The organism is Myxococcus virescens, from assembly GCF_900101905.1.
GTDB lineage: Bacteria > Myxococcota > Myxococcia > Myxococcales > Myxococcaceae > Myxococcus > Myxococcus virescens.
The window spans coordinates 98,236-110,646 of record NZ_FNAJ01000013.1 but is presented as its reverse complement, the minus strand read 5'-3'; the positions used below and the strand labels follow the sequence as shown (position 1 = coordinate 110,646).

Here is a 12,411-nt window from a genome sequence, read left to right as displayed (position 1 = left end):
ACGTGTCTGGCGGGTGGGCGCCTGAGGACCCAGCGCGGCCTGTGGTACGCGGTGACCTGCTGCGTCGACCCCCGCTACCGGACGCGTCTCAACATGACAGGTGTTCCTCAGTGCCTCAACAGCGGCCTGGCTGGCCGTTCGTGCCGTCGCGGAAGTGAGCGCGCCCTCTCGACCGTGCGGGAGGTTCGATGAGCTCCTCCACCCCTCGCGTCAATCGTTTTGGACCACCGCTGCCGCCGCCGACGCTCGCTGGCTACGTGGTGGCGGCGCTGGCGGTGTTGCTCATCGCCGTCCTGACCTACCAGGCGCTGGAGACGCGGACGAACGCCGTGGAGATGGTCCGCCACACCATGGGGGTGGTCGAACGTCTCAAGACGCTCCTCTCTTCGGTGAAAGATGCGGAGAGCAGCCAGCGCGGCTTCCTGCTGACGAGCGAGGACAGCTACCTGGAGCCGTACACCAACGCCAACCGGCTGCTGCCGACTCAACTGGCGGAGCTCCAGACGTTGATGGGCGACAACGCGCTCCAGCAGCGGCGGCTGGTGACGCTCAACGCCCTCATCACCGAGAAGCTGGCGGAGATTCAGCGGACGGTGGAGCTGAAGCAGACGGGCCAGCCGGATGCCGCGCTGGCCCTGGTCCGGACCGATGAAGGCATCGAGCTGATGACCCGCATCCGAGCCCTGGTGGAGCAGATGGAGACGGAGGAGCGGCGGCTGCTCGAGCTGCGCGATGGCGACTTCCAGCGCGCGGCCACCACGTCGCTGACCGTCACCTGGCTGGGGTCGGCGCTGCTGCTGGTGCTCATCTTCATCGCGGCGTACATGACGTCGCGCGAGTTCCGGGCGCGCTCCATCCAGGCTTGGATGCAGCAGGGACAGTCGCTGCTGAGCGCGGCGATGCAGGGCGAGCAGCGCCTGGAGCAACTGGGCGACAACGTCCTGCGCCTGCTGGCGGAGTACCTGGATGCGCAGGTGGGCGCCCTCTACCTGGCGGATGAGGCGGAGCGCTTCCGCCGCTTCGCGGGCTATGCGCTGCCCGCGACCTTCCCGAACTCGGGCGCGGTGCTCCAGCCAGGAGAGGGGCTGGTGGGACAGGCGCTCAAGCACCGTCGCGTCTTCCACGTCCAGGACGTGCCCGAAGGCTACCTGCCCGTCAGCTCCAGCCTGGGGCAGGGGACGCCGCGGCACCTGCTGGTGGTACCCGCGCAGGTGGACGGCAAGGTCAACGCGGTGTTGGAGCTGGGCTTCCTCCACCCCATCCACCCCTCCGACCTGACGCTGCTCGAACGGGTGGCGGAGTTGGTGGCCATCGCCGTGCGGACCTCCCATGACCGCACGCGGCTGGAGGAGCTGCTGGAGGAGACGCAGCGCCAGTCCGAGGAGCTCCAGGCCCAGCAGGAGGAGCTGCGCGTCTCCAACGAAGAGATTGAAGAGCAGAGCCGCATCCTGAAGGAGTCCCAGGCCCGGCTGGAGGAGCAGCAGGCGGAGCTGGAGCAGACCAACTCCCAACTGGAGGCGCAGACGCAGCTGCTGGAGAAGCAGAAGGACGTCCTCACCCGGGCCCAGGCGGAGCTGACGGAGAAGGCCGAGGAGCTGGAGCGCACCGGCCGCTACAAGTCCGAGTTCCTGGCCAACATGAGCCACGAACTGCGCACGCCGCTCAACAGCTCGCTCATCCTGGCCAAGCTGCTGGCCGACAACAAGGATGGGAATCTCACCGAGGAGCAGGTGAAGTTCGCGCAGACCATCTCCGCGGCGGGCAACGACTTGCTCGCGCTCATCAACGACATCCTGGACCTGTCCCGCATCGAGGCGGGGAAGGTGGACCTCCTGCCGGAGGCGGTGAGCCTGCCGCGCTTCGTGGAGAACCTGTCGCGCACCTTCCAGGTGCTGGCGCAGGAGAAGGGCATCGGCTTCACCGCGCAGGTGGAGCCGGGAGCGCCGGCCACGGTGGAGACGGACCCCCAGCGGTTGGGCCAGGTGCTGAAGAACCTGCTCTCCAACGCGCTCAAGTTCACGGAGAAGGGCGTGGTGTCCCTGCGCGTCCTTCCCGCCGGTCCGGGCCGGGTGGCGTTCGCCGTCACGGACACCGGCATCGGCATTCCCGCTCACCTCCAGGGCCTCATCTTCGAGGCCTTCCGGCAGGCGGATGGCAGCACCCACCGCAAGTACGGCGGCTCGGGGCTGGGCCTCTCCATCTCCCGCGACCTGGCGCGGCTGCTGGGCGGCGACGTGTCGGTGGAGAGCACGCCCGGTCAGGGAAGCACCTTCACCGTGACGCTGCCGGTGGCGCTCGGCGACCGGACGCTGGTAGCTCGCGAGTCTCCTGGCGCGGTGGCCTCCTTCCGTGCGCCGGTGGCCCCGCCGCCCGCGCCCGTTCCCGCGTCGTTGGTGGAGACCGCGCCGCGCCCGCTGGCCGCCAGCGCCGTGGAGGACGACCGCGAGCAGTTGGCTCCGGACGCGCGCGTCATCCTCGTCGTCGAGGATGACCGGCGCTTCGCCCTCATCCTCCGGGACCTGGCGCGGGAGCTGGGCTTCCTGGCCATCGTCACCGACAACGGTAGTGACGCCTACCAGGCCGCCGTGCGGTACCAGCCGAGCGCCATCCTGCTGGACATGAACCTGCCGGACCATTCGGGCCTGGCGGTGCTGGACCAGCTCAAGCGCAACGCGAAGACGCGGCACATCCCCGTGCACGTCATCTCCGTGGCGGACCACTCGCGCGAGGCGCTGGAGCTGGGGGCCGTGGGCTATGCCCTCAAGCCGGTGCAGCGCGAGCAGCTCATGGAGGCCGTGCGCAAGCTGGAGACCAAGTTCTCCCCCGGCGTGCGGCGCGTGCTGGTGGTGGAGGACGACGCCCGCCAGCGCGAGAGCATCCAGCACCTGCTGGAGAGCGACGAGGTGGGCATCGTCGGCGTGGCCACGGCGGGGCAGGCGCTGGAGAAGCTGCGTGAGCGCACCTTCGACTGCATGGTGATGGACCTCAACCTGCCGGACCTCAGCGGCTACGAGCTGCTGGAGCAGATGGCCGCGCTGGAGAACGTCTCCTTCCCGCCCGTCATCGTCTACACGGGCCGCTCGATGACGCGCGACGAGGAGCAGCGGCTGCGGCGCTTCTCCAAGTCCATCATCATCAAGGGCGCGCGCTCGCCCGAGCGCCTGTTGGACGAAGTCACGCTCTTCCTCCATCAGGTGGAGGCGCGGATGCCCCCGGAGCGGCAGCGCATGCTGCAGGTGGCGCGCGACCGGGAGGCGGCGCTGGAGGGCCGGCGCATCCTGGTGGTGGAGGACGACGTGCGAAACATCTTCGCCCTGTCCAGCGTCCTGGAGCCGCGGGGCGCCAAGGTGGAGATTGCCCGCAACGGAAAGGAAGCGCTGGAGCGTCTGACGCGCAGCCTCGCCCAACCGTCGCAGACGGTGGACCTGGTGCTGATGGACATCATGATGCCGGAGATGGATGGGCTGGCGGCCATGCGCGAAATCCGCAAGCGCACCGAATGGCACAAGCTGCCCATCATCGCCCTGACTGCGAAGGCCATGCGGGATGACCAGGAGAAGTGCCTGGCCGCTGGCGCCAATGACTACATCGCCAAGCCTCTGGATGTGGAGAAGCTGCTGTCGCTCATCCGCGTCTGGATGCCCAAGGCCTAGGGACGGGCGGGCGGCATGAGGGCATCCAAGGACCTGGACATCGAGTTGAGGCTGCTGCTGGACGCCATCTACTTGAAGTACCACTACGACTTCCGTGGCTATGCCATGGCGTCGCTCAAGCGGCGCATGACGCTGGCCGCGGACCACTTCGGCTGCCGCACGTTGTCACAGCTCCAGGGCCGCCTCATTCACGAGCCGGACCTGTTTCCGGAGTTGCTCAACTACCTCACCGTGCAGGTGAGCGAGATGTTCCGGGATCCGTCCTACTTCCGCTCGCTGCGTGAGAGTGTCGTCCCGCTGCTCAGGACGTACCCGTCCCTCAAGGTCTGGGTGGCGGGGTGCAGCACGGGCGAGGAGGTCTACTCGCTGGCCATCCTGCTGCGCGAAGAGGGGCTGCTGGAGCGCACGCTCATCTACGCCACGGACATCAACACCCAGGCACTCCAGAAGGCGGAGGCGGGCGTCTACGCCGTGGACCGCATCGCCGCCTTCACCCAGAACCACAGCCAGTCCGGGGCTTCGGCCTCGCTCTCCGACTACTACACGGCGGCCTACGGGAACGCGGTGTTCGACCGCACATTGAAGAAGCACATCGTCTTCTCGGACCACAGCCTGGCCACCGACAGCGTCTTCGCGGAGGTCCAGCTGCTGTCCTGCCGCAACGTCCTCATCTACTTCAACCGCGAACTGCAGGAGCGCGCGCTCGGGCTGTTCAAGGACTCCCTCTGTCGCAGGGGGTTCCTGGGCCTGGGGGCCCGTGAGTCCTTGCGATTCTCTCAACACGCGTCGGCTTTCACCTCCCTCGTCTGGGAGGACCGCCTCTTCCAGAAAGTGTAGGGCGCTCGTGGACTTCGAAAGCCTCCGGGGCCGTATCGACGCCGTGGTGGTGGGCGCTTCCGCCGGGGGCGTGGAAGCGCTGGTCACGGTGTTGCCCTCGCTTCCCCGCGCGTTCCGCCCCTCGGTGCTCGTCGTCATCCACCAACCCCGGGAGCGACGCAGCATGCTGGTGGACATCTTCTCCGCGCGCTGCGCGCTCCCCGTCCGGGAAGCGCAGGACAAGGAGTCCGTCCAGCCAGGGACCATCTACTTCGCGCCGCCCGACTACCACCTGCTCGTGGATGAAGGACCTTCGCTGGCCCTCTCCGCGGATGACCCCGTGCTCTTCTCCCGGCCGTCCATCGACGTGCTCTTCGAGTCGGCCGCGGACGTTTACGGTCACCGCCTGGCGGGCCTCATCCTCACGGGCGCGAATTCGGACGGTGCGCGCGGGCTGGCGGCCGTGCGGGACGCGGGCGGCGTGACATTGGTGCAGCGCCCCGACACGGCCCACGTCGCCACCATGCCCGCCGCGGCGCTGGCGCGTGGCCCCGTGGATTTCGTGCTCTCGCTCGAACAGCTGGCCGACCTGTTGCGGAGGGTAGGAGGTGGACATGAAGGTTGACGGTATCGGGAAGGACTCCGTTCCCATGACGCCCCGGGTGAAATGCCTCCTCGTCGATGACCTCGAGGAGAACCTCATCGCGCTCGCTGCCCTGCTGCGCCGTGAGGACGTCGAGGTGCTCCAGGCCCGCTCGGGCGCGGATGCACTGGAGCTGCTGCTGGAGCACGATGACGTCGCGCTCGCGTTCCTCGACGTGCAGATGCCGGAGATGGATGGCTTCGAGCTGGCGGAGTTGATGCGCGGCTCGGAGCGCACGCGCGACATTCCCATCATCTTCGTCACCGCGGGGGCACACGACCAGCGTCGGCGCTTCAAGGGGTATGACGCGGGCGCGGTGGACTTCCTCTACAAGCCGCTGGAGCCGCACGTCCTGCGGAACAAGGCGGAGGTCTTCTTCCAGCTCCACCGGCAGAAGCAGCAGCTGGCCCACCAGTTGGAGGAGCTGACGGAGACGCTTCGCCTCAACGAGATGTTCACCGCCGTGCTGGGCCATGACCTGCGCAACCCGTTGAGCGCCATCCTCACGGCCGCGGACCTGCTCTTCCGCCGCACGGAGGACCCCGCTGTCCGCAAGAGCGCCAGCCGCATGCTGACGAGCGGCAAGCGCATGGGCCGGATGATTGAGGACGTTCTCGACCTGGCGCGGGCCCGGCTCGCGGGTGGCATCCCGCTGCGCCGGAGCGAGACGGACTTCGGTCTGCTCGTCCAGCGAATCGTCCAGGAGCACCACGCGGCGTTCCCCCAGCACTCCCTCGACGTGCGGAAGGAAGGGGACCTGGTGGGGGACTGGGATTCGGACCGGCTCGCGCAGGTGGCCTCGAACCTGATTGGCAACGCGCTTCAGCACGGGGACACCAGCGAGCCGGTGCAGCTCCGGCTGGATGGCAGCCACGCGGACTCCATCACCTTCTCCGTGTCCAACGTGGGCGTGATTCCCGCCGAGCAGCAGCCCTACCTCTTCGACCCGTTCCGGGGATGCTCACAACAGCGGGCTCGCACCGGAGGCCTGGGGCTGGGGCTCTACATCGTCCAGCAAATCATTCACGCGCATCACGGCAGCGTGGACGTGGAGTCCGGCTCCGGCCGTCACACCGTGTTCCGCGTCGTCCTGCCCCGGCGGGGGACGGAGGTCATCAAGCTGTGAGCTGCGCCAGGTCCTTGTTCCGCGCCGGCGCTCGTGAAGGGATGCCGGTGACGGGCGCTGACCTCGCGTGAATGGGCGCTGTCTTCTGATGGTGAGTCGGGGACGGGGTGGTCAGGGAGCTTGCTCCGTCTTCGCGGGCGGCTTCGGCGCGTCGGGGGCCTTCGGGGCCTCCTGCAAGTCCTCGGGCCTGGTGGGCAACGTCAGTCGTGACTCGGGCACCTTGAGGACGTCGGGGCCGGAGCCGCGGGCGTAGAGCGTGCCGGGCTCGTCGGGGACTTCAGCGCCGAGCCAGAGCCGCGCCAGTTCGCGTCCGTCCGCGCCTAGCAGCACGGCGCCGGGGGAGTCCTCCGTCACGCCATACCGGGCCCAATTCTTGGGGTTCGTCTCGCCGTAGCCCGTGGCCTTCAGACCTTCCAGCGCGCGCAGCAGCGAGGCGAGCTTGAAGTGCTGTGCCTTGCCCCGCTGCGGGGACTCCACGTCCCAGTGCCCGGCGCCTTCGTTGGCTTCCGACGTGCTCACCACGGTGATGGCGGGCGCGCCGCCGCCCGGATGGAACACGATGCGACGGACGTCCTGGCGCCGGAACTCCAGCACGCGCCGGTCCTTCAGCTCCCGGACGCTCACGTCCAGCACGCCGAGGGCGTCCTCGGGCACCTCACCCAGCACGGCTTGCGTTCCCTGCTCGCGCAACGCATAGGCGCGCACGGCGCCGTCTTCCGTCACGCGGGACATCCGCACGCGCACCGGCTCGCCCGGGCCACCGGTGAAGCGGGCGTCCACCACCGGGGCCTCCAGACCCAACCGCTTTCGGGACTCCGGCGTGTCTTCGGGGAAGGACAGTGCCCGCTGCTCCACCAGGGCCTTCAGCAGCTCCGCGACACGCGTCGCGTTCGCGTTGGCGGCCACCGGCGCGACCACCCGCCAGCCCGCGCCGTCCGCGTCCCGCGCCAGTTGATACGCACCCCGCGGCGCCTTCACCTCGATGCCCTTCAGCGCACGCTCGTCCAGGGGGGGCAGGAGGTCCTTGGCGCGCAGGGCGAAGGTGTCCCGGTCCAGGGCCCAGCGCACCGTCCCCGCGGCGGCGTGGACCGCCGGCTCCGCGTCCCGGCGTACGTAGACGGAGCCGTCGTAGGTGTTCTCCTTGCCACAGTGCAGCGTCACCGTGCGCTGGCGAGCGGGGTCCTGCGCCCCCTGGCCTTGGGCATCTGGCACGAAGGCCCGGGCCGTGACGGTGAAGAGGGGCGGTTTCAGGCCGTACGCTTCCAGGTCGGCGTCGGTGGGCGCCTCCTTCACGGTGGCGCTGAAGCTCGAAGACGCCAGCGTGCCGAGGAGGGTCTCCACCACGGCTGCCTCCGCGCGAGCGGACACGGGCGCCGTCAGCTTCCAGGTCCCGTCCTGCTCGCGAACCACCTCGGTGGTGTCCCCCCGGGCCCGCACCGTCAAGTGTGTGAAGACAGGCTTCTCGGCAGGTACCCCGTCGTCCTGTCCGCGCGTCTCCTCCGTCCCCGTGATGAAGAGGCGCTGCTGGGCGTCGGCCTTCCGCCGGGCCTCGCTCGCTTCGGATGCCTTCTCACCGGTGCATGCGGTGAGCCCCAGGCCCGCCGTGACGACGGTCAGGATGCTCCACCGCCACCTTCCGCGGGCCGGCGTCACTTGTTGCGCCTCGACAGCCAGATGGCCAGGCCCACGCCCAGCAGCGACAGTGGCATGAGGTCCGTGGCGAAGAATCGGATGCGGCTGAGCGTCGCCGCGTCCAGCTCCAGCGTGGACACCTCGCGGTCCGGCGGGCGGATGGTGATTTTCGTGAGCTGGTTGGACGCCCAGCCCAGCGCGTTCATCACGAGGTTGCGGTTGGGCTCATGGCCCCAGTTCGGGTCCAGGAGAAGCTCCGAGTCCCCCATCACCACCAGGCGCGCTTCATCAAAGCGCTTGCCCGGCGAGGCCTGGGTATCACGCGTCACGGCGGCCACCAGCACCAACTGGCCCGTCTTCTCGCCATCCGACGGCACCGCGTTCTCCTCTGGCGTGCTCTCCACCCAGCCGTACTGGGACGTGAGGACCACCGGCTGCACCTGGACACCCGGCGCCATCCCCAGGCGCAGCAGGGTCAGGCTGCGCGGGGTGGGGAACTCCACGTTGAGTCCCCGCTGGTGCAGCGGCTTGCCAATCTCGTGGTCGCTGTAGAAGAGGGACAGCACCACGAAGGGATTGCCGCTGTTGTACTGCGCGTCCGCGACGATGCCCTCATCCACCTGCACGCCGTGCTCCGCCAGCAGCCCGTCCAGGCCATTACGGAGGCCGGCGTCAGCGAAGTAGAGCATGCGCCCTCCGGAGGCGAGATAGCGCTGGAGCAGCTCCTTCTCCGGCGCGGTGTAGGGCCCCCGGGCCCCCGCGATGATGACCAGCGCGGCGTCCCGTGGCACGTCTTGGACACCCGCGAGGTTCAGCGGTTCCGCGGTGTAGCCCTCCTGGAGCAACTGCCTCCGGAATTCGGACAGGCTGGCGCCCGGGTCATGGGGCGGCGCCTGCTCCTTGTCCAGTGGCCACTCCCCGTGGCCGGTGACGAAATAGACCTTCTGGGTGCCCACCGCGTTCAGCTTGAGGACCGCGTGTGTCAGCTCCTGCTCGGACACGGTGGTGAGCAGCGTGTGCGTGGCGTGCTCGCCCTCGCCGCGTACCAGCACCACCGCCGTCTGGCCCTCACGCACCTGGTACTTCGCGGCCAGGTCCGGGCTTCGGCGCGGGTCCTTGAAGGTGTACTCGAACTTCCCCGGCGCTTCGGCATGGTAGAGCGCGAAGAGCGCTTCCAACTGGCCGTACTGGGCATGCGCCGGGGTGATGAACGCGATGGCGCGCACCGGGTCGGGAATGGCGGCCAGCGTGGACACCGTCTGCGGCGCCAGCGTGTGGATGCGCGCCTGCGTCAAATCCCAGCGCCGGTTCTGCTTGAAGGCCAGGGCGTTCACCGCCACCAGGACGGCGAACACGCCCAGCGTGGTGAGCACCGTGGTGGCGAAGAAGCTGCTGGAGCGGCGCGTGGCGAACTGGCCGAACTGCCGGTAGTTCGTCGCGCCGTAGATGCCCACCAGCACCAGCCCCGCGCCCGCCTTCACGGCGGCGGCGACGGCGCTGTCCGAGGTGATGAACAGGGTGAACGGACTCGACAGCAACAGCAGCAGTCCGAACGCGCCCAGGACCTTGCCGACATGCGCCGCCTTCATGTCAGGCCCACCGCTGCGCATCCACCGTGCGGTGGGTGAGGAAGAGGGAGAAGCCGATGACGGAGGCGAAGAACACCAGCGACTGCGCGTCCAGCACGCCCTTGATCATCCCCTGCAACTGGAGGTCGCAGGCGACGTAGGACAGCGCGGAGCGCAGCGGCTCCTCCGCGCGGCGGGCCACCTGGCCCAGCAGCATCCACGCCAGCAGGGCACAGAAGGTGAGGAAGGCCGCCAGCATCTGGCTCTCCGTCAGCGCGGAGATGAACAGACCCACGGCCATGCAGGTGGCGCCCCACAGCAGCAGCGCGCCGTAGCCCAGCAGGACGGTGGACCACTCCAGCACGAGCCCGGACTCGCTGTGGCCCAGCACGGACAGCAGTAGGGGGAAGACGAGCGTGAGCGCCAGCGTGGCGGAGATGACGCCCAGGCCGCCCAGGTACTTGCCCAGCACGATTTCAATGGGCCGCACCGGGGCCGTCATCAGCAGCTCGAAGGTGCGGTTGCGCTTCTCCTCCGCGAACAGCCGCATGGACAGGAAGGGCGTGACGACCAGGGTGATGACCAGGACGCTGCCCCACAGCTCCACCACCACCCCGTCCGTGAGGTTGCGGTACATGTTGAAGTCCGGGGACATCTGCGCCCAGCCCACCCGGCGCGCCACGCCCTGGACGTCGTTGAACGCCTGCAGCAGGTCCATGAAGTAGAAGGCCGTCAGCGCCGCCATCGCCGTGAAGACGGCGTAGGCCCACGGCGTGGTGAAGTAGATGGACAGTTCCTTGCGGGCAATCGCCAGGGCGGTGCGCATGGAGGCGGGGTCCTCGAAAAGGGGCCGCGCTCAGGCGGCGGTCAGCTTGATGAAGACTTCTTCCAGCGACGCGTTCTCCGCCTGCCCGTGGATGCGGGCCAGCTGGGAGATGTCGTCGTACGCGGCCATCTTTCCCTGGTGGATGATGAGCACCTTCTGGCACGTCATCGTGACCTCCGGGAGGATGTGCGTGGAGAGGATGACGGTGTGCTTGCCGGCCAGGCCCTTGATGAGGGCGCGCAGCTCGGCGCGCTGTGCGGGGTCCAGGCCTTCGGTGGGTTCGTCCAGGATGAGCACCGGCGGGGAGCCGAGCAGTGCCTGGGCGATTCCCACACGCTGCTTGTAGCCCTTGGACAGGTTCTGGATGACGCGGTCCATGACGTGCGTCACGCCCATGAGGGCGGCCACCCGCTCCAACTCGGCCTTGAGGGCGCTCCCCGACAGCCCCTTCAGCGAGGCGACGAAGCGCAGGTAGCCTCGCACCGTCATCTCCACGTAGAGCGGCGGCATCTCCGGCAGGTAGCCGATGCGGCGCTTCACCTCGAGCGGCTGGGCCTCCACGTCATAGCCCCCGACGCGGACCACCCCCTCCGACGGCGGGAGGAAGCCGGTGAGGATTTTCATGGTGGTGGACTTGCCCGCCCCGTTGGGGCCCAGGAACCCGAGAATCTCACCCGCCTCGACCTGGAAGGTGAGGTCGTCCACGGCCACCCGGTCTCGGTATCGCTTCGTGAGGTGCTGGACCTCGATCATCGGCATGGGCGCGGCATTAAACCCGACATTGGCGTGTCAAGGCGACACCGACTCCGGGTGTGGGCGTCGTTCAGCGGCTGGCCAGACTTCTGCAGGGAGGCCTGCCAGTGTGGTTTTCCGGACACGCCGAACAAGGGTAGTGAGTCGAATCATGCCAATCGTGGTCCAGAAGTACGGCGGCTCGTCGGTCGCCGGCGTGGAGAAGCTCCGCAAGGTCGCCCAGCGGGTGAAGGACAAGCGCGAGGCGGGCTATCAGGTGGTGGTGGTGGTGAGCGCCATGGGCGACACCACGGATGAACTGCTGGCGCTGGCGAAGGGCGTTTCGGTGGACCCGCCCCGTCGCGAACTGGACATGCTGCTCACGTGTGGCGAGCGCATCTCCATGGCGCTGCTCTCCATGGCGCTCCAGGAGATGGACGTGCCGGCCATCAGCTTCACCGGCAGCCAGAGCGGCATCATCACCACGGACGCGCACGCGCAGGCCCGCATCGTGGAGGTGCGGCCGTACCGCATCCACGACGAGCTGGCGCGCGGCAAGGTCGTCATCGTCGCGGGCTACCAGGGCGTCTCCTTCAAGAAGGAAGTGACGACGCTGGGGCGCGGCGGCTCGGACACGACGGCGGTGGCGCTGGCGGCGGCGCTGGACGCGGAGGCGTGTGAAATCTACTCGGACGTGGACGGCGTCTTCAGCGCGGACCCCCGGGTGGTGCCGGACGCGCGCAAGCTGGAGTCGCTGAGCTACGATGAGATGCAGGAGCTGGCGAGCGCGGGCGCCAAGGTGCTCAACGCGCAGGCGGTGGAGTGGGCCAAGGCGCGGGGCATCACCATCCTCGCCCGCACCGCGCACGGCCAGGGAACGGGCACCGCGGTCCAGGAGCTGGCCGTCCCCACGGACCACCGCCTCAAGGGTGTCACCGCCGACGCGGAGATGGCCGTGCTTGCCGCCTCGGAGCCGGTCCGCCTGGCGGAGCTGCTGGAGTTCCTGGATGCGCGCGCCGTGCGCGGGCGGACGCTGGACTTCGAGGGCCCGGTGGGTGGGGCACGCAGGACGGTCATCACCGTGCCCCTGGCGGACATCCACGGCGCGGACGCGCTGCGCCGGGAGCTGGCCACGCGCTTCGGTGCCGCCGTGTCCTGGCGCGAGGACCTGGGCACCGTCACCTGTGTGGGCGTGGGGTTGAACGCGGACTGGGCGCCGCTGCGCCGCGCGCTGGCCGCCGCCGAGGAGCTGGGGGCTCACGTCCACGCGGCCCATACGTCGCCTTTGCAACTGACGCTGCTGGTGGATAAAGCACACCTGAAGGCGCTGACGGCCCGGCTGCACCGAGAGCTCCTGGGAGGTTAGGCCTTTTCCTACCCTGGGCTTTTGTCCGGGTGATCCATCCCAATCATTG

Annotated in this window: 9 protein-coding genes; 5 read left to right on the top strand and 4 right to left on the bottom strand. The window is 68.8% G+C overall.

Annotation, left to right across the window (positions count from 1 at the left end):
• The first annotated feature begins 188 nt into the window (after positions 1 to 188).
• Genes BLU09_RS28825 through BLU09_RS28810 form a run of 4 tightly spaced genes read left to right on the top strand, consistent with a single transcriptional unit; the run spans position 189 to position 6,238 of the window.
• Positions 189 to 3,653 carry a response regulator gene (locus BLU09_RS28825; RefSeq protein WP_090493102.1) on the top strand — a complete coding sequence of 1,155 codons (3,465 nt, stop codon included), beginning with the start codon at positions 189 to 191 and terminating at the stop codon, positions 3,651 to 3,653.
• Positions 3,654 to 3,668: 15 nt separating this feature from the next.
• On the top strand, positions 3,669 to 4,490 hold the full coding sequence (locus BLU09_RS28820; RefSeq protein ID WP_090493100.1) for a CheR family methyltransferase: 822 nt from the start codon (positions 3,669 to 3,671) through the stop codon (positions 4,488 to 4,490).
• 7 nt (positions 4,491 to 4,497) lie between these two features.
• Positions 4,498 to 5,094, top strand: coding sequence for a chemotaxis protein CheB (locus BLU09_RS28815; protein WP_090493098.1), 597 nt, complete (start codon positions 4,498 to 4,500; stop codon positions 5,092 to 5,094).
• The gene (locus tag BLU09_RS28810) at positions 5,084 to 6,238 is read left to right on the top strand and encodes a hybrid sensor histidine kinase/response regulator (RefSeq protein ID WP_090493096.1); all 1,155 of its coding nucleotides are present in this window, start codon (positions 5,084 to 5,086) and stop codon (positions 6,236 to 6,238) included. Before BLU09_RS28815 ends, BLU09_RS28810 begins: the two co-directional genes overlap by 11 nt.
• A 111-nt stretch (positions 6,239 to 6,349) precedes the next feature.
• Here the strand turns inward: BLU09_RS28810 and BLU09_RS28805 are convergent, their stop codons facing one another.
• The 4 genes from BLU09_RS28805 to BLU09_RS28790 are packed head-to-tail and all read right to left on the bottom strand — an operon-like array spanning position 6,350 to position 11,017.
• On the bottom strand, positions 6,350 to 7,891 hold the full coding sequence (locus BLU09_RS28805; protein ID WP_090493094.1) for a DUF4340 domain-containing protein: 1,542 nt from the start codon (positions 7,889 to 7,891) through the stop codon (positions 6,350 to 6,352).
• Positions 7,888 to 9,459 (bottom strand): GldG family protein, encoded by a 1,572-nt coding sequence (locus tag BLU09_RS28800; protein WP_090493092.1) that lies wholly within the window; start codon positions 9,457 to 9,459, stop codon positions 7,888 to 7,890. Before BLU09_RS28800 ends, BLU09_RS28805 begins: the two co-directional genes overlap by 4 nt.
• A gap of 1 nt (position 9,460) precedes the next feature.
• Entirely contained in the window at positions 9,461 to 10,264 is an 804-nt protein-coding gene (locus BLU09_RS28795; RefSeq protein ID WP_090493090.1) for an ABC transporter permease, read from the bottom strand.
• A gap of 30 nt (positions 10,265 to 10,294) precedes the next feature.
• A complete protein-coding gene (locus tag BLU09_RS28790; RefSeq protein WP_011554860.1) occupies positions 10,295 to 11,017 on the bottom strand; it encodes an ABC transporter ATP-binding protein in 723 nt (240 codons plus the stop codon).
• Positions 11,018 to 11,168: 151 nt separating this feature from the next.
• On the opposite strand from BLU09_RS28790, the gene BLU09_RS28785 reads away from it, so the two are divergent.
• Entirely contained in the window at positions 11,169 to 12,362 is a 1,194-nt protein-coding gene (locus tag BLU09_RS28785; protein WP_090493088.1) for an aspartate kinase, read from the top strand.
• Positions 12,363 to 12,411: the final 49 nt, after the last annotated feature.